This is a genomic window from Pseudomonas sp. C6002 (genome assembly GCF_013385805.1).
Lineage (GTDB): Bacteria > Pseudomonadota > Gammaproteobacteria > Pseudomonadales > Pseudomonadaceae > Aquipseudomonas.
The window spans coordinates 303612-324510 of record NZ_JACAPH010000030.1 but is presented as its reverse complement, the minus strand read 5'-3'; the positions used below and the strand labels follow the sequence as shown (position 1 = coordinate 324510).

Genomic DNA, 20899 nt, shown 5'->3' with positions numbered 1-20899 from the left:
TGAATTGGTTGGCTGAAATACCGCATTCGCGAGCAAGCCCGCTCCCACATTTTTGATCGGGTTCACAACATCAGATCACGCCGCCCACCAGTTCCTGGCTGTCACCAAACGTCAGATAGTCCACCAGTTCCGCCAACGGCAACGGCTTGCTGATCAGGTAACCCTGGGCCTGATCGCAGCCGAACAACCGCAGCAACCCCAGTTGCTCGGCGGTTTCCACGCCCTCGGCGACCACTTCCAGGTTCAGGTTATGAGCCAGGTTGATCATGGCGTGCACCAGCTTGCGATTCTCTTCGCGCTCTTCCATGCCGCCGACAAAGCTCTTGTCGATCTTCAGCAAGGCAATCGGCAGGCTGTTGAGGTGCACGAACGACGAAAAGCCGGTGCCAAAGTCATCCAGGGAAAAGCGCACACCCAGGCGGCCCAGCGCATCCATGGTCTGCTTGACCAGGTCGCTGCGGCGCATCACGGCGGTTTCCGTCAGCTCAAATTCCAGCCACTGGGCTTCCACGCCGCGCTCGGCAATCAGCCGGCTGAGGGTGCTGAGCAGTTGGCTGTCCTGAAACTGGCGGAACGACAGGTTGACCGCCATGTGCAACGGCGCAATCCCGCGTTCGCGCAGGTCCTGCATGTCGCGCAGGGCCCGGGAAATCACCCAGTAGCCCAGCGGCACGATCAAGCCGCTCTGCTCGGCCAGCGGCACGAACTCGCTCGGCGGCAACAGGCCGCGCTCACCGTGGCGCCAGCGCACCAGTGCTTCCAGGCCGACGATATGCCCATCGTCGAGGTCCAGGCGGGGCTGGTAATGCAGTTCCAGTTCGTCACGGCGCAACGCCCGGCGCAGTTCGCTCTCAAGGTCGGCGAGGCTGCGGGCATTGCGGTTGATGCGTTCGTTGAAGATATGAAAGGTGCAGCCCTGGGTGCTTTTGGCTTGCTGCATGGCGATGTGAGCGTGCCACATCAACGGGTCGGCGCCAGCCTTGGCGCGGGCATGGGCCACGCCGAGGCTGCAACCGATCAGCAGGCTTTCGCCATCGACCCAATAGGGTTCGGCCATGGCTTCGACGATGCGCTCGGCCATCCATTCGGCGCGCTGGGGCGCACGGCGGGTGTCGATCAGCAGGGCAAATTCGTCGCTGCCCAGGCGCGCCAGTTGATCGCCGGCCTCCAGCTGGCTCTTGAGCCGCGAGACCACTTGCAGGATCAGGCGGTCGCCGGCCTGGTGGCCGAGGGCGTCGTTGGCGTGACGGAAGTTGTCCAGGTCGAGGTGGCCGAGGGCAACGCCACGGCCTTCGTTTTCCGCCAGGCGGGCGGTCAGCAGGGTCTGGAAGCCCTGGCGGTTGGCGATACCGGTCAGCGGGTCCTGTTCGGCCAGGCGTTGCAGGGTGTTTTCCAGCACACCGCGCTCGCGCACATGCCGCAGGCAACGGCGCAATGTATCGACATCCAATGCATTCAGGATCAGCCAGTCGCTGACGCCGAGGGGCGAAACCAGGGGTTCCTCTTCCAACAGCAATACCGTTGGCAAGCTGCAGCGACCGGGGCCGGGCTGAAGGTTGGCCGTGGTCAACAGCACCGCGCTGTGATCGTCGTCGAACAGGTTGCTCACAGACTCCCAGTTTGGCGCGCTGATCAGCACAGCTCCGTCGCCCATCGGCGCCAGGCACTCGCGCAATAACGCTGCCCACGCTGGCTCATCGGCCAGTAGCAGCAAACGCAAGGGTTCGACAGGCGTAGACAAGCTAGCTCCCTAGACTCTGCAAAATTTCGTTGGCGGCGGGCATTATGACGTGCGCCCCGATAATGACCAATGATATGGGTTATCAAATGCGCACTGTGCAGCTCTAGACCGAACAATAGTCCTAAATACCCTGCACATCCTGCGGCAAAGTAACAAAACCGGCAAATTTAGATCGAGTGGTACGTCACACTGTCGTTCAGAGGCAGCAGAATCTTGCCAGCCTGTTAAAATGCCCGCCCTTTTGATCAATGACCTCCTGAATTTCGTATGTCCCGACTCAATCCCCGGCAGCAAGAAGCCGTGAACTACGTCGGCGGCCCTCTATTGGTGCTCGCCGGTGCCGGTTCCGGCAAGACCAGCGTGATCACCCGCAAGATCGCGCACCTGATCCAGAGCTGCGGCATCCGCGCCCAGTACATCGTCGCCATGACCTTTACCAACAAGGCGGCGCGGGAAATGAAAGAGCGCGTCGGCACCCTGCTCAAGGGTGGCGAAGGCCGTGGCCTCACGGTGTGTACCTTCCACAACCTGGGGCTGAACATCATCCGCAAGGAGCATGTGCGGCTGGGCTACAAGCCGGGCTTCTCGATCTTTGACGAGACTGACGTCAAGGCGCTGATGACCGACATCATGCAAAAGGAATACGCGGGCGACGACGGCGTCGACGAGATCAAGAACATGATCGGCTCGTGGAAAAACGACCTGATCCTGCCCGCCGAAGCCCTGGAAGCTGCGCGCAACCCCAAGGAGCAGACTGCCGCCATTGTCTACACCCACTACCAGCGCACGCTCAAGGCGTTCAACGCAGTGGACTTCGACGACCTGATCCTGCTGCCGGTGAAGCTGTTCCAGGAACATGCCGACATCCTCGAAAAGTGGCAGAACAAAGTCCGCTACCTGCTGGTGGACGAATACCAGGACACCAACGCCAGCCAATACCTGCTGGTGAAGCTGCTGATCGGCAAGCGCAACCAGTTCACCGTGGTGGGCGATGACGACCAGTCGATCTACGCCTGGCGCGGCGCCCGCCCGGAAAACCTGATGCTGCTCAAGGACGACTACCCGTCCCTGAAAGTGGTGATGCTGGAGCAGAACTACCGCTCCACCAGCCGCATCCTGCGTTGCGCCAACGTGCTGATCTCCAACAACCCCCACGAGTTTGAAAAGCAACTGTGGAGCGAGATGGGCCACGGCGACGAGATCCGCGTGATCCGCTGCCGCAACGAAGACGCCGAAGCCGAGCGCGTGGCCGTCGAACTGCTCACGCTGCACCTGCGTACCGACCGGCCCTACAGCGATTTCGCGATCCTGTACCGCGGCAACTACCAGGCCAAGCTGATCGAGCTGAAGCTGCAGCACCACCAGATTCCTTATCGCCTGTCGGGCGGCAACAGCTTTTTCGGACGCCAGGAAGTGAAAGACCTGATGGCCTACTTCCGGCTGATCGTGAACCCGGACGACGACAACGCCTTCCTGCGGGTGATCAACGTCCCACGCCGGGAAATCGGTTCGACTACCCTGGAAAAGCTCGGCAACTACGCCACCGAACGCAAGATCTCGATGTACGCCGCCACCGACGAAATCGGCCTGGGCGAGCACCTCGACACTCGTTTCACCGACCGCCTGGCGCGCTTCAAGCGCTTCATGGACAAGGTGCGCGAGCAGTGCGCTGGCGAAGACCCGATCAGCGCCCTGCGCAGCATGGTCATGGACATCGACTACGAGAACTGGCTGCGCACCAACAGCTCCAGCGACAAGGCTGCCGATTACCGCATGGGCAACGTGTGGTTCCTGATCGAGGCGTTGAAAAATACCCTGGAGAAGGACGAAGAAGGCGAGATGACCGTCGAGGACGCCATCGGCAAGCTGGTGCTGCGGGACATGCTTGAACGCCAGCAGGAAGAGGAAGACGGCGCCGAAGGCGTGCAGATGATGACCTTGCATGCGTCCAAGGGCCTGGAATTCCCCTACGTGTTCATCATGGGCATGGAAGAGGAAATCCTCCCGCACCGCTCCAGCATCGAAGCCGACACCATCGAGGAAGAACGGCGCCTGGCCTACGTGGGCATTACCCGCGCGCGTCAGACATTGGCCTTCACCTTTGCCGCCAAGCGCAAGCAGTACGGCGAGATCATCGATTGTGCCCCCAGCCGGTTCCTCGACGAACTGCCGCCGGACGACCTGGCCTGGGAAGGCAACGACGACACACCGACCGAAGTCAAAGCCGTTCGCGGCAACACCGCACTGGCGGATATACGCGCGATGTTAAAGCGCTAGAATCGACTACTTTTTAATCTACTTTCGGCGCGTGTTGCGCCAACAGAGGAAGCTTTCGTGGAAGCACTGCACAAGAAAATTCGCGAAGAAGGCATCGTGCTTTCCGATCAGGTACTCAAGGTCGACGCCTTTCTGAACCACCAGATCGACCCGGCGCTGATGAAACTGATCGGTGACGAGTTTGCTGCGTTGTTCAAGGATTCGGGCATTACCAAGATCGTCACCATCGAAGCCTCGGGCATTGCACCGGCGATCATGACCGGCCTGAACCTCGGCGTGCCGGTGATTTTCGCCCGCAAGCAACAGTCCCTGACCCTGACCGAAAACCTGCTGTCGGCGACGGTGTATTCCTTCACCAAGAAAACCGAAAGCACCGTGGCGATCTCCCCGCGCCACCTGACCAGCAGCGACCGCGTGCTGATCATCGATGACTTCCTGGCCAACGGTAAGGCGTCCCAGGCGCTGATCTCGATCATCAAACAGGCCGGCGCGACCGTTGCAGGTTTGGGGATTGTGATCGAGAAGTCGTTCCAGGGTGGCCGTGCGGAGCTGGATGCCCAGGGTTACCGGGTTGAGTCGCTGGCGCGGGTGCAGTCGTTGGCGGGTGGGGTTGTGACCTTTATCGAGTAATCGGTGCGGGCACGGTTAAACATGTGGGAGCGGGCTTGCTCGCGAAAGCGGTGTGTCAGTCACCGGATAGGTCGACTGATCCACCGCTTTCGCGAGCAAGCCCGCTCCCACATTTGATCTCCTGTGTTTTCTAGTGCGCGGTAGCTTGTAGGCCCGCTAGCAACAGGCGCTGGTACAGGTCCTCCTTCAACCCCTCCGGCTTATCCAGTCGCATCCGTACCAAATGCTCGGGAAACGCTTCCGGCTCCGGTGCATCCAGCGCCGCCTTGCCCAGCTCCAGAATCTCCGTCAGCTTGAATTTGCTCTTGAGCCAGTTCAACGCCCGCAACAAATCCCGCTCTTCATCCGTGAAGTCACTGCCCAGCGGATACTCCGGGAACAGCCGTGGATGCCGCGCCTGAATCCCCTGCAGACGCTCCGGCGTGTTGTCGGCAAACCGCGGATCCAGCTGGAAATCCTTCGGCAACTTCCCGGCCTTTTGCGCCTGCTCGATCAAGTCTTCCTGGAACCGTGAGTCGGTGATATTCAGCAGCGCCTCGATCACCCTGGCATCAGTCTGCCCGCGTAAATCCGCGATGCCGTATTCGGTGATGACGATGTCTCGCAGGTGCCGGGGAATCGTGCAGTGGCCGTATTCCCAGACGATATTGGAACTGACCTCGCCGCCCGATTCGCGCCAGCTGCGCAGGATCAGGATCGAGCGCGCGCCTTCCAGCGCATGGCCCTGGGCGACAAAGTTGTATTGCCCGCCAACACCGCTGAGCACGCGGCCGTCTTCCAACTGGTCGGCCACGCCCGCGCCCAACAGGGTCACGGTAAACGCGCTGTTGATGAAGCGCGCATCCAGGCGCTGCAAACGCTTGAGTTCTTCCTGGCCGTGCAGCTCGTTGATGTAGCTGATGCGGGTCATGTTGAATTCCAGGCGCTTGCTCTGTGGCAAGTCCCGCAAACGCTCGTAAAAGCTACGAGGCCCGAGGAAGAAGCCGCCATGCACAGAGATGCCGTCGGTCTGTGCCGCTTCGTCCAGGGTGCCGGCGTTGGCCCGCTCCTGGGTCGCGACGTCCGGGTATACCTTGCGCCGCACAATCCCGGCATCGGCCAGCACCAGCAGGCCGTTGACGAACATTTCGCTGCAACCGTACAGGCCACGGGCAAACGGCGCGACGCCGCCTTCGTGGCTGATCAGCGGTGCCCATTGGTACACATCCAGGTCGGTAAGCAACAGGCGATACGCCTCGTTATCGGCCTGGCGCGCCAGCAAGGCCGCAGTCAGTGCATCGCCCATGGAGCCGATGCCGATCTGCAAGGTACCGCCGTCGCGCACCAGGGTGCTGGCGTGCAAACCGATAAAGTGATCCTGGAAACCCACCGGCATGTTCGGGGTGGAGAACAGCGTGGTGCTGTCTTTCTCGTCGATCAGGAAGTCGAACTCATCCATGCCCAGCTCGGCGTCGCCGGGCATGTAGGGCAAATCACTGTGAACCTGGCCCACCACCAGGATGGTTTCACCGGCCTCGCGGCGCTTGGCGATCATCGGCAACAGGTCGAGGGTGATGTCGGGGTTGCAGCTCAGGCTCAGGCGATCCGGATGTTCAGCGCTGCTGGCCACCAATTGCGCGACGAGGTTCAGGCCGGCGGCATTGATATCACGGGCAGCGTGGCTGTAGTTGCTGCTGACGTAATCCTGCTGCGCCGAAAGGCTGTGAAGCAAACTGCCGGGCTGCATGAAGAACTGCTGCACGCGAATGTTCGACGGCAGGCTGTCCTTGCGCAGTGCGGCGAGGAAGTCCAGCTCGGGATAGTCACCGAAGACCCGTTCGATAAAGGGCTCGAGAAAGCGCTTCTGCAAACCATCGCCCAAGGTAGGGCGACCCAGGGCCAGGGCTGTGTAGATGGTCAGCGCCCGGTCCGGCAACTTGGCGATACGCCGGTACAGCGCGTTGACGAACAGGTTGGGTTTGCCCAGGCCCAGGGGCATGCCCATGTGAATATGCGCCGGCAGCCGTGCCAGTACGTCGTCGACTGCTTGCTCGATTGAACACAACTGCACCATCCGACTTCTCCCGAACATTCCATGAATTGGGGTTGGACCGAGCTTGCCGGGTCTTTGCTGCAAAGAACAGCCTAAAAAGGCAAATCGCGGGCACAAAAAAGCCGCTGGTCAGCGGCTTTTTTGGCGAAGATCGGTTTATTTCAGCCCCGACATCTTCTCGATCGCGCCTTTAAGCTCGGCATCCGAGCAATCGGCGCAGGTGCCTTTTGGCGGCATGGCGTTCAAGCCGGTAATGGCCTTGGCCAGCAGGCCATCGAGGCCACCCTGATGGTCCGCGCGGTCTTTCCAGGCGGCGGTGTCACCGATTTTCGGTGCGCCCAACAGGCCGGTACCGTGGCAAGCGTTGCAGTGCTTGGCGATTACGTCATCCGGCGATTTCGCACCGCCGCCGCCGCCCGCAGCCACTGCCACTTCCATCCCCTTGCACTCTTGCCCCTGGACGCACACCTGGCCTACAGGCTCCAGGCGCTTGGCGATATCATCATTGGTCGCAGCTTGAGCGCTGACAGCCCATAGGGCCAGTACGGTTGCTGGTGCAGCCAGCATTTTCATAATTAGGTTCACGCGTTCACCCTCAATGGTGGCTATTCACGCCTGCGGCCACGGTTTCGCAGGCGGCGAAAGTATAACGGTTAGCCCGCCCCGCCGAAACAACCCTATTAACCAAGGGGAGATTCAGCAAGACAGAATGCTGCTACGGGCGTCTCTGCGACATAGGCAGGACGCCTCTTTTCTTAAAAGTTCGCGGGTGTGGCTGCGCTGATTAGTCGCGCCGGCACTTCGAACGGATTGCGAAAACGGTGCGGCTTGGTGCTTTCAAAGTAGTAGCTATCGCCGGCTTCGAGCACAAAAGTTTCAAGGCCGACCACCAGCTCCAGGCGACCTTCCACCAGGATCCCGGTTTCCTCGCCCTCGTGGGTGAGCATCTCTTCGCCGGTATCAGCACCTGGCGGGTAGATCTCGTTGAGGAACGCAATCGCCCGGCTCGGATGCGCGCGGCCCACCAGTTTCATGGTGACGGCGCCGTCGGAGATATCGATCAGCTCATTGGCTTTATAGACGATCTGGGTCGGTTTTTCCTGGAGGATCTCCTCGGAAAAGAACTCCACCATCGACATGGGAATGCCGCCCAGCACCTTGCGCAAGGAGCTGATGGAGGGGCTGACACTGTTTTTTTCGATCATCGAAATGGTGCTGTTGGTGACGCCCGCGCGCTTGGCTAGCTCACGCTGGGAAAGACCTTTCAGTTTACGGATGGATTGCAGTCGTTCGCCGACGTCCAATGCAGGAGCCTCCTAGGATTCAGGCGTTGTTGTAATTGAGCGTTATCATGGCGACAGCGTTCAGTATTTACAACACTTTGGCCTAAATCCCGGGATCTGCCATTCGTGGGTGCCGCTCAAGCGCCGGAATAGAGCCGTGGCACTCGGCGCAGGTTGCAGAAGATCTGGTACGGAATGGTGTCGGCGGCGGTGGCAACGTCACTGGCGAGGATGTTTTTGCCCCACAATTCGACGGTGGAACCGAGCCCGGCCTGGGGCACGTCGGTCAGGTCGACACACAGCATGTCCATCGACACACGGCCCAGCAACTGGCTGCGCTGGCCGGCCACCAGCACCGGGGTGCCGGTGGGTGCGTGGCGCGGGTAGCCGTCGGCGTAGCCCATGGCAACTACCCCGATGCGCATCGGTTTCGGGGTAATGAACCTGGCGCCGTAGCCCACAGGTTCGCCGGCCGGCAGTTCACGTACGCAGATGACTTTCGATTCGAGGGTCATCACCGGCTGCAAACGCGCGGCGATGGCCTGGCCTTCGCCAAACGGCGTGGCGCCGTAGAGCATGATGCCCGGGCGTACCCAGTCACTGGAAACGTTCGGCCAGCCCAGCACCGACGGCGAGTTGCGCAGGCTGACCTGGGCCGACAAGCCCTGGCGCGCCGCTTCAAACACCGCTACTTGCTCTTCGCTGCTGGTGCTGTCCAGCTCATCGGCGCGGGCGAAGTGGCTCATCAGCACGATCTTCGCGACTTTGCCGCTGGCCAGCAGGCGCTGGTAAGCGTCGTGATAATCCTTGGGGTGCAAGCCAACGCGGTGCATGCCCGAATCAAGCTTGAGCCAGACGGTCAGCGGCTTGCTGAGTTGCGCCTGTTCAATCGCGTCCAGCTGCCACAGCGAATGCACCACGCACCAGAAATCATGCTCGATGATCAGCGGCAGCTCGTCGGCTTCGAAAAAACCTTCGAGCAACAGCACCGGCCCGCGAATCCCGGCGGCCCGCAGCTCCAGCGCTTCCTCGATGCAGGCTACGGCAAACCCGTCCGCCTCGGCTTCCAGCGCCTGGGCAACACGCACGGCACCGTGGCCGTAGGCATCCGCCTTGATCACGGCGAGGGCCTTGGCCCCACCCGTGACTTCACGGGCCAGTTGGTAGTTATGGCGCAGGGCTTGGAGGTCGATCAGGGCACGGGCAGGACGCATGGCGGCAGGCTTCTAGGCGGCGGTGGGAAGAAAAAACCGGTACCCGCTGACAACGCAGGCACCGGGAGAGGATTTTTTGCTTACGGCAGAGCGGCCACAACCGACAGCTCCACCAGGATTTCCGGTTCGCAGAGTTTCGCTTCAACCGTGGCACGGGCCGGCGCGACGCCTTTTGGCAGCCACTTGTCCCATACCGCGTTCATCCCGGCGAAATCGGCGTCAATGTCTTTCAGGTAGATGGTCACCGACAGCAGCTTGGTCTTGTCGGTACCGGCCAGGTCAAGCAAACGCTCGATATTGACGAGGGTTTCGCGGGTCTGCTGTTCAATCCCGGCACTCATGTCGTCGCCGACCTGCCCTGCCAGATACACGGTACCGCTGTGAACAACGATCTGGCTCATGCGCTCATTGGTGAGCTGGCGCTGGATTGACATGTTTTGCAGACTCCTGGTGGTTGCCATAACGGGAAATATCGAGGCCTTCGGCACTGATTTGCGGAGTTTTCTTCGCCATCAGGTCGGCCAGCAAACGACCCGAGCCACAAGCCATGGTCCAACCGAGGGTGCCGTGGCCGGTGTTCAGAAACAGGTTTTTGAACGGGGTTGCACCCACGATCGGCGTGCCATCCGGGGTGGTCGGGCGCAGGCCGGTCCAGAAACTGGCCTGGCTCAAATCACCGCCCTGAGGATAAAGGTCGTTGACGATCATCTCCAGGGTTTCCCGCCGACGCGGGTTCAGCGACAGGTCAAAACCGGCTATCTCGGCCATGCCACCGACGCGGATGCGGTTGTCGAAACGGGTGATCGCGACCTTGTAGGTCTCATCGAGAATGGTCGAGGTAGGGGCCATCGCCGGGTTGGTGATCGGCACGGTCATCGAGTAACCCTTGAGCGGGTACACCGGCGCCTTGATTCCCAGCGGCTTGAGCAATTTCGGCGAGTAGCTGCCGAGGGCCAGCACGTAGCGGTCGGCAGTTTCCAGCTTGCCGTCGATCCACACGCCGTTGATCCGGTCACCGGCGTAGTCCAGGCGCTGGATATCTTGCTCGAAGCGGAATTCGACACCCAGTTGCTTGCACATTTCGGCAAGACGGGTGGTAAACATCTGACAGTCGCCGGTTTGGTCGTTCGGCAGGCGCAGGGCACCGGCGAGGATATCGGTGACGCTGGCCAGGGCTGGTTCAACCCGGGCAATGCCGGCGCGGTCCAGCAGCTCGTAAGGCACACCGGACTCTTTCAATACCGCGATGTCCTTGGCAGCACCGTCCAGCTGAGCCTGGGTACGGAACAGTTGGGTAGTCCCCAAGGTGCGCCCTTCGTAGGCGATGCCGGTCTCGGCACGCAGCTCGTCGATGCAATCGCGGCTGTATTCGGACAGGCGCACCATGCGCTCCTTGTTCACCGCATAACGGCTGGCGGTGCAGTTGCGCAGCATCTGCGCCATCCACAAGTACTGGTCGATATCGGCGCTGGCCTTGATCGCCAGGGGCGCATGGCGCTCCAACAGCCATTTGATGGCCTTGAGCGGCACACCCGGCGCAGCCCATGGCGAGGCGTAGCCTGGCGAGATCTGCCCGGCGTTGGCGAAACTGGTCTCCATGGCCACAGCCGGCTGACGGTCGACCACGACCACTTCAAAACCAGCTCGTGCCAAATAGTAGGCACTGGCCACGCCAATGACACCGCTACCCAAGACCAGAACGCGCATTTTTATTCCCTCATCACGGCTTGACCGCTGACGTTTGTTGTTCAGCACAAAGATGTGGGCAGTATAAAAAGCAATCACCAGTGCATTTCACTATATAACTGCCTATATTTGGCGACAATTCTCGGCAAAAACCCTTTTCACGGAGGAGCATCCCCTATGCGGACCAACACTCAGACCAAGCGGGAGCTGGACAAGATCGACCGCAACATCCTGCGCATCCTGCAGGCCGACGGGCGAATTTCGTTTACTGAACTGGGGGAAAAGGTCGGGCTGTCGACCACGCCGTGCACCGAGCGGGTCCGGCGCCTGGAGCGCGAAGGGATCATCATGGGCTACAACGCCCGGCTCAACCCGCAGCATCTGAAGGGCAGCCTGCTGGTGTTTGTCGAGATCAGCCTCGATTACAAGTCCGGCGACACCTTTGAAGAATTCCGACGCGCCGTGCTGAAACTGCCCCACGTGCTGGAGTGCCACCTGGTGTCGGGGGATTTCGACTATCTGGTGAAGGCGCGCATCTCGGAGATGGCGTCGTACCGCAAATTGCTCGGCGATATCCTGCTCAAGCTGCCCCACGTACGGGAGTCCAAGAGCTATATCGTGATGGAAGAGGTGAAAGAGAGCCTGAACCTGCCGATCCCGGATTAAGACAGCACCACAGCCCGCTCCCACACTAGTTGATCGGGGACATCCGCTAGACCAATACCTGACGCGTCGACGCCATGTACGCATGAATCTGCTTTTCCACCCGTGGGTGGATCAACTCCACCGGGCGGCGGTCGTTGGGGCATGGCAAGGTCGGCGTGGTGCCGAACAAGCGGCAAATCAGCGGGCGCTCGTCGTACACGGTGCAGCCATTGGGGCCAAGGTGCACGCAGTTGAGTTCGTCCATCGCCGCTTCCTGCTCGGCAGCGGTCTTGCGCGGCAGGCGCGACATTTCCTCGGTGGACGTGGTCACCGGCCCACAGCAGTCGTGGCAACCCGGGACACACTCGAACGAGGGAATCTGCCGGCGCAGCGCGTTGACTTTCTGACTGTTGCAACTCATCGACACAGGGACCGAACGGCGAATAGGCGTGGATTCTGCCCTAAAAGCCCCCGGTGAGACAGCTTCGCCCGACCGCTGTATCCTGCGTCAAATTTTCCAAACAGGGATGCTCCCCATGACCGCCAGCGCCCGGCACGCCAATTCCTACTACGCCGCCAGCAGTTTCCCGCAGCCTGATTATCCGGTGCTGACAGGTGAAATCGTGGCCGATGTGTGCGTGGTCGGCGGCGGCTTTTCGGGGCTCAACACCGCCCTAGAACTGGCCGAACGGGGTTTCAGCGTGGTCCTGCTGGAAGCCCGCAAGATTGCCTGGGGCGCCAGCGGGCGCAATGGCGGGCAACTGATTCGTGGCGTCGGTCATGGCCTGGATCAGTTCACCAACGTCATCGGCACCGAGGGCGTGCGCCAGATGAAACTGATGGGCCTGGAAGCCGTGGAAATCGTGCGCCAGCGGGTCGAGCGTTCGCAGATCGCCTGCGACCTGACTTGGGGCTACTGCGACCTGGCCAACAAACCCCGCGACCTGGAACACCTGGCCGCCGACGCCGAAGAGCTGCGAAGCCTCGGTTATCGCCACGAAGTGCGCCTGCTGCAAGCGGGTGAAATGCGCAGCGTGATCGGTTCCAACCGCTATGTTGGCGGCATGATCGACATGGGCTCCGGCCACCTGCACCCGCTGAACCTGGCTCTCGGCGAGGCAGCCGCTGCACAGCAGTTGGGCGTCCAGTTGTTCGAGCATTCCGAGGCGGTGCGGATCGATTACGGCCCGGAGGTCAACGTACACACCGCCCAGGGCAATGTGCGCGCCAAGACCCTGGTGCTGGGCTGCAATGCTTATTTGAACGGCCTCAACCCGCATCTGAGCGGCAAGGTGCTGCCCGCCGGCAGCTACATCATCGCCACCGAGCCCTTGAGCGAAGCCCAGGCAGCCGAGTTGCTGCCGCAAAACATGGCGGTGTGTGACCAGCGGGTGACGGTGGATTACTTCCGGCTATCCGCCGACCGACGCTTGCTGTTCGGCGGTGCCTGCCATTACTCCGGACGGGATCCGAAGGACATCGGTGCCTATATGCGTCCGAAAATGCTGCAGGTGTTCCCACAACTGGCCAACGTGAAAATCGACTACCAGTGGGGCGGGATGATCGGCATTGGCGCCAACCGCCTGCCGCAGATTGGCCGACTGGCCGACCAGCCCAATGTGTATTTCGCCCAGGCCTATGCCGGCCATGGCCTCAACGCCACCCACCTGGCAGGCAAACTGTTGGGCGAAGCCATCAGCGGCCAGCAAAGCGGGCGCTTTGATCTGTTTGCCAAGGTGCCGCACATCACTTTCCCGGGCGGCAAGCATTTGCGCTCGCCGCTGCTGGCGCTGGGAATGCTCTGGCACCGATTGAAAGAACTGGTCTGAATCAGCCGCGCCAGAAGGGCTTCAAGCCTTCCCGGCGCGCCTGCTCGGCACTCAGGCCCACGTCTCGCAGTTGCTCGGGGGTCAGCTCCAGCAAGGTTTTGCGCGTATGCATGCGGTGCCAGAACAACGCCCATGAACTGAGTGTGGGGGCCTTGGTACGCGCCGCCATGCGCCGCTCCTGCCCGGCTTCCAGTTCCTGACTGTGTAACGCCAACCGCACATCGCTCATACCGCTCATTTTCCTGCCCCTCATTAACGTGTTGCCATGAGTACGTAGGATGAGCCGGCGCGTAAAACCATGACAGATTCAACCACCCTGTATTAAATCCATACAGATACTGCCTATCGGCCGCTGAATCCTGTATTTTCAGCCTATCTGTACTGGTAACCGGGAAGCACCGCCATGACCCTATACGTCAACCTCGCCGAACTGTTGGGCACGCGCATCGAGCAGGGCTTCTATCGCCCGGGCGACAGATTGCCGTCAGTTCGGGCCTTGAGTGTGGAGCATGGGGTCAGCCTGAGCACCGTGCAGCAGGCCTACCGCGTACTGGAAGACAACGGCCTGGCGATGCCCAAACCCAAATCCGGCTACTTCGTACCGGTGGGCCGCGACTTGCCGGCATTGCCCGCCGTAGGCCGCCCGGCCCAGCGCCCGGTGGAAATTTCCCAGTGGGACCAAGTGCTGGAGCTGATCCGCGCGGTGCCACGCAAAGACGCCATACAGTTGGGCCGGGGCATGCCGGATGTATTGTCGCCGACCATGAAACCCCTGCTACGCAGCCTCGCCCGGATCAGTCGGCGCCAGGACATGCCGGGGCTGTATTACGACACTATCCACGGCAACCTGGACCTGCGTGAACAGATTGCCCGCCTGATGCTCGATTCAGGCTGCCAACTGACGCCCCAGGACCTGGTGATCACCACCGGCTGCCACGAGGCCCTGTCCGCCAGCATCCACGCCATTTGCGAGCCCGGCGACATCGTTGCCGTCGACTCGCCAAGCTTCCACGGCGCCATGCAAACCCTGAAGGGCCTGGGCATGAAAGCCCTGGAAATCCCCACCGACCCACTCACCGGTATCAGCCTGGAAGCGCTGGAACTGGCACTGGAACAATGGCCGATCAAAGTCATACAGTTGACCCCCAACTGCAACAACCCACTGGGCTACATCATGCCGGAGTCGCGCAAACGCGCACTGCTGACCCTGGCCCAGCGCTTTGACGTGGCGATCATCGAAGACGACGTGTATGGCGAACTGGCCTACAGCTACCCGCGGCCACGCACCATCAAGTCCTTCGACGAAGATGGCCGCGTCGTACTGTGCAGCTCTTTCTCGAAGACCCTCGCACCCGGCCTGCGGATTGGCTGGGTAGCACCCGGTCGCTATCTGGAGCGTGTGCTGCACATGAAATACATCAGCACCGGCTCCACCGCGACCCAGCCGCAGATCGCGATTGCCGAGTTTCTGAAAGGTGGGCATTTCGAGCCACATTTGCGGCGGATGCGCACGCAATACCAGCGCAATCGCGACCTGATGCTCGATTGGGTCAGCCGCTATTTCCCGGCAGGCACCCGCGCCAGCCGCCCCCAGGGCAGTTTCATGCTGTGGGTGGAACTGCCGGAAGGCTTCGATACCCTGAAACTCAACCGGCTGCTGGTGGATGAAGGTGTACAGATTGCCGTGGGAAGTATCTTTTCCGCCTCCGGCAAGTACAGGAACTGCCTGCGCATGAACTACGCTGCCAAACCAACGCCGCAGATTGAAGAGGCTGTACGCAAGGTCGGCGCGACCGCCATCCGGTTGCTGGCCGAAGCGATGGACTGACCTTTTACGGGAAATAGCCGTCATATGCCGACAATCGCCCTGATTCGGAACCCATGTCATTGATGACCCACCGGCTATTACCGTTTTTCCTGCTGGGCATCCTGGCCCTGGGCGGCTGCGCCACCATCGACGCGCCACGCACACCCAGCGAGGCGCTGCCGGCCAGCGAATCTTCCTTCGGCCGCTCGATCCAGGCCCAGGCCGCACCCTACAAAGGCCGCTCCGGGTTCCGCCTGCTGCCCAACAGCAGCGAAGCCTTCATGGCCCGCGCCGAACTGATCCGCAACGCCCAGACCAGCCTCGACTTGCAGTACTACATCGTCCACGACGGCATCAGCACCCGCATGCTCGTGGATGAACTGCTCAAGGCCGCCGACCGTGGCGTGCGCGTGCGCATCCTGCTGGACGACACCACCAGCGACGGCCTGGACCAGATCATCGCCACCCTCGCCGCCCACCCGCAGATCCAGATTCGCCTGTTCAACCCGCTGCACCTGGGCCGCAGCACCGGCGTGACGCGGGCCATGGCGCGGCTGTTCGACCTGTCGCTGCAACACCGGCGCATGCACAACAAGCTGTGGCTGGCAGACAACAGCGTGGCCATCGTCGGCGGGCGCAACCTGGGGGATGAGTATTTCGACGCCGAGCCCAACCTCAACTTCACCGATATCGACATGCTCAGCGTGGGCCCGGTGGCCGAGCAACTGGGCCACAGTTTCGATCAGTACTGGAACAGTGCCCTGAGCAAACCCATTGGTGACTTCGTCAGCAGCGCCTCCAAAGGCGACCTGGCCAGCGCCCGCGTACGCCTGGAAGATTCCCTTGCCGAGTCTCGCCAACAAAACCATGCCCTGTACAACCGCCTGCGCACCTACAAGACCCAGCCGCGCATGGACATCTGGCGCCGTGAGCTGATCTGGGCCTGGAACCAGGCGCTGTGGGATGCGCCGAGCAAGGTGCTGGCCAAGGCCGATCCGGATCCACGGCTGCTGCTGACGACCCAACTGGCGCCGGAGCTGGAAGGTGTCAGCCATGAGCTGATGATGATTTCGGCTTACTTCGTGCCCGGGCAGCCCGGGCTGGTGTACCTGACCGGTCGCGCGGACGCCGGCGTATCGGTAAGCCTGCTGACCAATTCCCTGGAAGCCACCGACGTACCGGCCGTGCACGGCGGTTATGCGCCCTATCGCAAGGCGCTGCTGGAACACGGGGTGAAGCTATACGAGTTGCGTCGCCAGCCGGGAGACGGTGGCGGCAGCGGACCTCATCTGTTCCGCAAAGGTACATTCCACGGTTCGGATTCCAGCCTGCACAGCAAGGCGATCATCTTTGATCGGGAGAAATCCTTCATCGGCTCATTCAACTTCGACCCGCGCTCGGTGCTGTGGAACACCGAAGTCGGGGTGCTGGTGGACAGTCCCGAACTGGCGGAACACGTGCGCAACCTGGCACTGGAGGGCATGGCGCCCCCGTTGAGCTATCAGGCGAAGCTGCAGGATGGCCAGGTGGTATGGGTGACCGAAGACAACGGCCAACTGCACACCCTGACCCGCGAACCCGGCAGTTGGTGGCGCCGGTTCAATGCCTGGTTTGCTACATCCGTCGGGCTGGAACGCATGCTTTAAGAACAGCGACGGGACCTGTGGGAGCTGGCTTGCCTGCGATGGCGGAGTGTCAGTTTACGTATCCGGTGCTGACACTCCGCCATCGCGGGCAAGCCCGGCTCCCACAGGTGATCGCATTTCAAGTTCAGGCGGGTTGTGCGGCGCCGAACGCACCTTGGCGCAGCAACAGGATCACCAACCCCAACGCCCCCGCCGCCATCAACAACGGCAACGCATGCCCGCTGATCCACTGGCTGCCGGCACCGGCCACCAGCGGGCCGATCAGGCAGCCAATGCCCCACAGCTGCGCGATATGCGCATTGGCGCGCACCAGTGCGTCGTCGCGGTAGCGCTCGCCAATCAGGATCAGCGACAGGGTGAATAACCCGCCGGCGCTGGCCCCGAACAGCACCCACACCGGCCAGATCATCAGCGTATCGAGCAACAGCGGAATCGCCAGGCTCGTCACCAGCAGCATCAGCGCGCAGCCGAGAAACAGCGTGCGCCGAGGCAGGTAGTCCGCCAGCGCGCCAATCGGCAGTTGCAGCAACGCATCACCGACCACCACCGTGCTGACCATCGCCAGAGCAATCTCGGCGGTGAAACCCTGTTGCAGGCAATACACCGGCAACAACGTAAGAATCATCGCCTCGAATGCGGCGAACAACGCCACCGCCCAGGCAATCGCCGGCAAGCCCTGGCAGAAGCGCAGCAGGTCGCCAAAGGTCACGCTGAAAGACTCGGCAGTCGGCGCACCGGAACGGCCCAGCAGCAGGATCGGCGAGCACGTCAGCAGGCCGACACCCACCCAGAAGCCAATATCGTTGTCCGTACCCAGCGCGCCCAGCAGCAACGGGCCCGACAGCTGGCTCAAGGCATAGCTGCAGCCATACAGCGCCACCAGACGGCCGCGCCAGCGTTCGATCACCAGTTGGTTGATCCAGCTTTCGCCGAGGATAAACACGATGGTCAGGATCACCCCGATCATCAGCCGCAACACCAGCCATACCGGGTAGCTGGGCAATACCGCCAGCAAGCCGATGGAAATCGCTCCCGCCCACAGGCACAGGCGCATCAGGTTCGCCGTGCCCAGGCGCGAGGCCAGGCCGCTGGAGACCTTGGCACCCAGTAGCACACCGAAGGCCGGCATCGCCGCCATGACTCCGATGGCGAAGCTGCCATAGCCCCAGCTTTCCAGGCGCAGGGACACCAGCGGCATGCTCACGCCCAAGGCCAGGCCCACGCTCAAGACCGACGCCAACACGGCGAAATAGGTCGCCCAACGCATTTCCACGCTCCTGTGGATGATTTGGAGATCACACAAAACAGTGTGGGAGCGGGCTTGCTCGCGAATGCGGTGTACCAGTCAATACATCAGCGACTGTGATACCTCATTCGCGAGCAAGCCCGCTCCCACATTTTTTACAGCGGTGTTCCTGGAGGCTTACAACTTGATCCAGGTCGCCTTCAGCTCGGTGTACTTGTCGAACGCGTGCAGCGACTTGTCGCGGCCGTTACCCGACTGCTTGAAACCACCGAACGGTGCGGTCATGTCGCCGCCATCGTACTGGTTGACCCATACGCTGCCGGCACGCAGGGCCTTGGCAGTCAGGTGCGCCTTGGAGATATTCGACGTCCACACCGCAGCGGCCAGGCCGTATTGGGTGTCGTTGGCGATCGCAATGGCTTCTTCCACGCTGTCGAAGGCAATCACCGACAGCACCGGGCCGAAGATTTCTTCCTGGGCGATCTTCATGGCGTTGGTCACGCCGTCGAAAATCGTCGGCTCGACATAGGTGCCACCGCTTTCCTGCAGCGTGCGCTTGCCGCCGGCCACCAGCTTGGCGCCATCGGCATGCCCGGCTTCGATGTACGACAGCACGGTGTTCATCTGCTGGGTGTCCACCAGCGCACCGACCGTGGTGGCCGGGTCCAGCGGGTTGCCCGGCTTCCAGGCCTTGAGGGCCTCGATCACCAGCGGCAGGAATTTATCCTTGATCGAACGCTCCACCAGCAGGCGCGAACCGGCGGTGCACACTTCGCCCTGGTTGAAGGCGATGGCGCCAGCCGCGGATTCGGCGGCGGCTTGCAGGTCCGGGGCATCGGCAAACACGATGTTCGGGCTCTTGCCGCCAGCTTCCAGCCAGACGCGCTTCATGTTCGACTCGCCGGAGCGAATCAGCAGTTGCTTGGCGATCTTGGTGGAACCGGTGAACACCAGGGTGTCGACGTCCATGTGCAGCGCCAGGGCGTTGCCCACGGTGTGGCCATAACCCGGCAGCACATTGAACACGCCTTTCGGGATGCCGGCTTCAACCGCGAGGGCAGCGATGCGGATGGCGGTCAGCGGTGATTTTTCAGATGGCTTGAGGATCACCGAGTTACCGGTGGACAACGCCGGCCCGAGTTTCCAGCAGGCCATCATCAGCGGGAAGTTCCACGGCACGATGGCCGCGACAACGCCGACGGGCTCACGGGTCACCAGGCCCAGCTGGTCGTGAGGGGTGGCTGCGACTTCATCGTAGATCTTGTCGATGGCCTCGCCGCTCCAGCTCAGCGCTTGCGCCGCGCCTGGGACGTCGATGTTCAGGGAGTCGCTGATCGGCTTGCCCATGTCCAGGGTTTCAAGCAGTGCCAGCTCTTCGGCGTTGGCCTTGAGCAGGCCGGCGAAACGGATCATGGTGGCTTTGCGCTTGGCTGGCGCCAGGCGCGACCAGGCACCGGAATTGAACGTGGCACGGGCGTTTTCTACGGCACGCTGGGCGTCGGCGACGTCACAGCTGGCAACGGTTGCCAGCAGGCGGCCATCGACTGGGCTCAGGCATTCGAACGTGTCGCCGGAAACGGCGGCGGTGTATTCGCCATTGATGTAGGCGCGGCCTTCGATCTTCAGATCCTTGGCGCGTTGTTCCCAGTCGGCACGGGTCAGGGTGGTCATGCGAGTGTCCTCCTCTTATTGAATACAAGGGCCGGGCGATGTACCCAGGCACCTTCGAAGAATTCTTGCCCGGCCAGCCAGCTGTTCGGCTCAAGGCAGCTGCCACCCTAAACCAGCGGCGATGGATGTTTCAATATATTTGACATAACGGCAGCAAACGCCCTTGCGATGTTCATTTTAATAAACATAGACTTTGAGCTCTCCAACCGCAGGCCAGACGGGACACGCCCATGAACATCCAGAATATCGTCGACTTCAGCCAGGCCAGGACCGAGCCTGATCGCTACCGTCCGGCTGCGGAGAAAATCCTCAAGGGCGACCCGGAGCAAACCGTCTACAACCACTACAACAGTCCGTGCGGCCAGATGAGCGCCGGGGTCTGGGAAGGTGAAGTCGGACAGTGGAAGGTCAACTACACCGAGCATGAGTATTGCGAGATCGTGCAGGGTGTTTCGGTGTTGCGCGATGCCGACGGCAACGCCAAGACCTTGCGGGCCGGTGATCGCTTCGTCATTCCGGCCGGCTTCAGCGGCACCTGGGAAGTGCTGGAACCCTGCCGCAAGATCTACGTGGTGTTCGAAGAAAAGGCCTGATCATTTAACAGGCACAAAAAAAAGCCCGCATCGTGAGATACGGGCTTTTTTTCACAAGAAAGAAAACCAATTACTTGATTTTGCCTTCTTTGTAGATCACGTGCTTGCGAACGCGCGGGTCGAACATTTTCTTTTCGAGCTTGTCCGGGGTAGTACGCTTGTTCTTGTCGGTAGTGTAGAAGTGACCAGTACCGGCGCTAGAGATCATTCGAATCAATTCACGCATGATTTAGCTCCTTAGATTTTGCCGTCGCGGCGCAGTTCGGCCAGCACGACAGTGATGCCGCGCTTGTCGATAACACGCATGCCTTTGGCAGATACGCGCAGACGAACAAAACGTTTCTCTTCTTCAACCCAAAAGCGGTGATGCTGCAGGTTTGGCAGGAAACGACGACGGGTTTTGTTGTTTGCGTGGGAAATGTTATTCCCAGTCACCGGACCCTTACCGGTAACTTGACAGACTCTCGACATGCCTCAGCCCTCTAAAACCACATGCCCAACCCGGCATGGGTTGGCCGCTTAATCTCTCAGTCATTTGGCGCCAGGCGCCGCGTTTCTTTAGGGTCTTACCGGCTACACCTACTAGCGAAGGAACCGGG

Annotated in this window: 20 protein-coding genes; 7 read left to right on the top strand and 13 right to left on the bottom strand. The window is 61.3% G+C overall.

Going from position 1 to position 20899, the window contains the following annotated elements:
- Positions 1-70: 70 nt before the first annotated feature.
- Positions 71-1741, bottom strand: a complete 1671-nt coding sequence (locus HX817_RS21165; protein ID WP_177041077.1) for a bifunctional diguanylate cyclase/phosphodiesterase — start codon at positions 1739-1741, stop codon at positions 71-73.
- Positions 1742-2008: 267 nt separating this feature from the next.
- On the opposite strand from HX817_RS21165, the gene rep reads away from it, so the two are divergent.
- Together rep and HX817_RS21155 are read left to right on the top strand one after the other, a co-directional pair.
- Entirely contained in the window at positions 2009-4018 is a 2010-nt protein-coding gene (gene rep, locus HX817_RS21160; protein ID WP_008439414.1) for a DNA helicase Rep, read from the top strand.
- 57 nt (positions 4019-4075) lie between these two features.
- The gene (locus tag HX817_RS21155; protein WP_008439415.1) at positions 4076-4648 is read left to right on the top strand and encodes a xanthine phosphoribosyltransferase; all 573 of its coding nucleotides are present in this window, start codon (positions 4076-4078) and stop codon (positions 4646-4648) included.
- A 130-nt stretch (positions 4649-4778) separates the two neighbouring features.
- On the opposite strand, the gene HX817_RS21150 is transcribed toward HX817_RS21155, so the two are convergent.
- The 6 genes from HX817_RS21150 to dadA form a co-directional block, all read right to left on the bottom strand.
- Complete coding sequence (locus tag HX817_RS21150; RefSeq protein ID WP_177041075.1) at positions 4779-6701, bottom strand: acetyl-CoA hydrolase/transferase family protein; 1923 nt, start codon at positions 6699-6701, stop codon at positions 4779-4781.
- A 135-nt stretch (positions 6702-6836) separates the two neighbouring features.
- Complete coding sequence (locus tag HX817_RS21145) at positions 6837-7253, bottom strand: cytochrome c5 family protein (RefSeq protein ID WP_008439417.1); 417 nt, start codon at positions 7251-7253, stop codon at positions 6837-6839.
- A gap of 182 nt (positions 7254-7435) precedes the next feature.
- Complete coding sequence (locus HX817_RS21140; protein ID WP_003208755.1) at positions 7436-7984, bottom strand: cupin domain-containing protein; 549 nt, start codon at positions 7982-7984, stop codon at positions 7436-7438.
- Between the two features lie 116 nt (positions 7985-8100).
- Positions 8101-9177 (bottom strand): alanine racemase, encoded by a 1077-nt coding sequence (gene alr / locus HX817_RS21135; RefSeq protein WP_003208753.1) that lies wholly within the window; start codon positions 9175-9177, stop codon positions 8101-8103.
- An 80-nt stretch (positions 9178-9257) separates the two neighbouring features.
- A complete protein-coding gene (locus HX817_RS21130; RefSeq protein ID WP_003208752.1) occupies positions 9258-9611 on the bottom strand; it encodes a RidA family protein in 354 nt (117 codons plus the stop codon).
- Entirely contained in the window at positions 9583-10884 is a 1302-nt protein-coding gene (gene dadA, locus HX817_RS21125; protein ID WP_177041073.1) for a D-amino acid dehydrogenase, read from the bottom strand. Before dadA ends, HX817_RS21130 begins: the two co-directional genes overlap by 29 nt.
- Positions 10885-11040: 156 nt before the next feature.
- Here dadA and HX817_RS21120 point away from each other — a divergent pair, with 156 nt between their 5' ends.
- On the top strand, positions 11041-11529 hold the full coding sequence (locus HX817_RS21120) for an Lrp/AsnC ligand binding domain-containing protein (RefSeq protein WP_003206849.1): 489 nt from the start codon (positions 11041-11043) through the stop codon (positions 11527-11529).
- 46 nt (positions 11530-11575) lie between these two features.
- Here the strand turns inward: HX817_RS21120 and HX817_RS21115 are convergent, their stop codons facing one another.
- A complete protein-coding gene (locus HX817_RS21115) occupies positions 11576-11929 on the bottom strand; it encodes a YkgJ family cysteine cluster protein (protein ID WP_008439419.1) in 354 nt (117 codons plus the stop codon).
- Between the two features lie 115 nt (positions 11930-12044).
- On the opposite strand from HX817_RS21115, the gene HX817_RS21110 reads away from it, so the two are divergent.
- Positions 12045-13337 (top strand): FAD-binding oxidoreductase, encoded by a 1293-nt coding sequence (locus HX817_RS21110; RefSeq protein ID WP_177028058.1) that lies wholly within the window; start codon positions 12045-12047, stop codon positions 13335-13337.
- A 1-nt stretch (position 13338) separates the two neighbouring features.
- Here HX817_RS21110 and HX817_RS21105 read toward each other — a convergent pair whose 3' ends face one another.
- The gene (locus HX817_RS21105) at positions 13339-13575 is read right to left on the bottom strand and encodes a DUF1127 domain-containing protein (RefSeq protein WP_023659297.1); all 237 of its coding nucleotides are present in this window, start codon (positions 13573-13575) and stop codon (positions 13339-13341) included.
- 165 nt (positions 13576-13740) lie between these two features.
- On the opposite strand from HX817_RS21105, the gene HX817_RS21100 reads away from it, so the two are divergent.
- Together HX817_RS21100 and HX817_RS21095 are read left to right on the top strand one after the other, a co-directional pair.
- Entirely contained in the window at positions 13741-15165 is a 1425-nt protein-coding gene (locus HX817_RS21100; protein WP_008439421.1) for a PLP-dependent aminotransferase family protein, read from the top strand.
- A 62-nt stretch (positions 15166-15227) separates the two neighbouring features.
- Complete coding sequence (locus HX817_RS21095; protein WP_003208738.1) at positions 15228-16790, top strand: phospholipase D family protein; 1563 nt, start codon at positions 15228-15230, stop codon at positions 16788-16790.
- A 124-nt stretch (positions 16791-16914) separates the two neighbouring features.
- On the opposite strand, the gene HX817_RS21090 is transcribed toward HX817_RS21095, so the two are convergent.
- On the bottom strand, positions 16915-18057 hold the full coding sequence (locus tag HX817_RS21090; protein WP_102370161.1) for an MFS transporter: 1143 nt from the start codon (positions 18055-18057) through the stop codon (positions 16915-16917).
- Between the two features lie 156 nt (positions 18058-18213).
- Positions 18214-19707 (bottom strand): aldehyde dehydrogenase, encoded by a 1494-nt coding sequence (locus HX817_RS21085; RefSeq protein WP_003213259.1) that lies wholly within the window; start codon positions 19705-19707, stop codon positions 18214-18216.
- A gap of 230 nt (positions 19708-19937) precedes the next feature.
- On the opposite strand from HX817_RS21085, the gene HX817_RS21080 reads away from it, so the two are divergent.
- A complete protein-coding gene (locus HX817_RS21080; RefSeq protein ID WP_003213261.1) occupies positions 19938-20300 on the top strand; it encodes a cupin domain-containing protein in 363 nt (120 codons plus the stop codon).
- A 70-nt stretch (positions 20301-20370) separates the two neighbouring features.
- Here the strand turns inward: HX817_RS21080 and rpmG are convergent, their stop codons facing one another.
- A complete protein-coding gene (gene rpmG / locus HX817_RS21075) occupies positions 20371-20526 on the bottom strand; it encodes a 50S ribosomal protein L33 (protein WP_003176906.1) in 156 nt (51 codons plus the stop codon).
- An 11-nt stretch (positions 20527-20537) separates the two neighbouring features.
- Complete coding sequence (gene rpmB / locus HX817_RS21070; RefSeq protein WP_003213263.1) at positions 20538-20771, bottom strand: 50S ribosomal protein L28; 234 nt, start codon at positions 20769-20771, stop codon at positions 20538-20540.
- Positions 20772-20899 lie beyond the last annotated feature (128 nt).

Coding starts and splice junctions, on each gene's coding strand:
- rep (WP_008439414.1), top strand. CDS start 2,009: ATGTCCCGACTCAATCCCCGGCAGCAAGAAGCCGTGAACTACGTCGGC.
- HX817_RS21150 (WP_177041075.1), bottom strand. CDS start 6,701: ATGGTGCAGTTGTGTTCAATCGAGCAAGCAGTCGACGACGTACTGGCA.
- HX817_RS21145 (WP_008439417.1), bottom strand. CDS start 7,253: ATGAAAATGCTGGCTGCACCAGCAACCGTACTGGCCCTATGGGCTGTC.
- alr (WP_003208753.1), bottom strand. CDS start 9,177: ATGCGTCCTGCCCGTGCCCTGATCGACCTCCAAGCCCTGCGCCATAAC.
- HX817_RS21130 (WP_003208752.1), bottom strand. CDS start 9,611: ATGTCAATCCAGCGCCAGCTCACCAATGAGCGCATGAGCCAGATCGTT.
- dadA (WP_177041073.1), bottom strand. CDS start 10,884: ATGCGCGTTCTGGTCTTGGGTAGCGGTGTCATTGGCGTGGCCAGTGCC.
- HX817_RS21120 (WP_003206849.1), top strand. CDS start 11,041: ATGCGGACCAACACTCAGACCAAGCGGGAGCTGGACAAGATCGACCGC.
- HX817_RS21115 (WP_008439419.1), bottom strand. CDS start 11,929: ATGAGTTGCAACAGTCAGAAAGTCAACGCGCTGCGCCGGCAGATTCCC.
- HX817_RS21110 (WP_177028058.1), top strand. CDS start 12,045: ATGACCGCCAGCGCCCGGCACGCCAATTCCTACTACGCCGCCAGCAGT.
- HX817_RS21105 (WP_023659297.1), bottom strand. CDS start 13,575: ATGAGCGGTATGAGCGATGTGCGGTTGGCGTTACACAGTCAGGAACTG.
- HX817_RS21100 (WP_008439421.1), top strand. CDS start 13,741: ATGACCCTATACGTCAACCTCGCCGAACTGTTGGGCACGCGCATCGAG.
- HX817_RS21095 (WP_003208738.1), top strand. CDS start 15,228: ATGACCCACCGGCTATTACCGTTTTTCCTGCTGGGCATCCTGGCCCTG.
- HX817_RS21090 (WP_102370161.1), bottom strand. CDS start 18,057: ATGCGTTGGGCGACCTATTTCGCCGTGTTGGCGTCGGTCTTGAGCGTG.
- HX817_RS21085 (WP_003213259.1), bottom strand. CDS start 19,707: ATGACCACCCTGACCCGTGCCGACTGGGAACAACGCGCCAAGGATCTG.
- HX817_RS21080 (WP_003213261.1), top strand. CDS start 19,938: ATGAACATCCAGAATATCGTCGACTTCAGCCAGGCCAGGACCGAGCCT.
- rpmG (WP_003176906.1), bottom strand. CDS start 20,526: ATGCGTGAATTGATTCGAATGATCTCTAGCGCCGGTACTGGTCACTTC.
- rpmB (WP_003213263.1), bottom strand. CDS start 20,771: ATGTCGAGAGTCTGTCAAGTTACCGGTAAGGGTCCGGTGACTGGGAAT.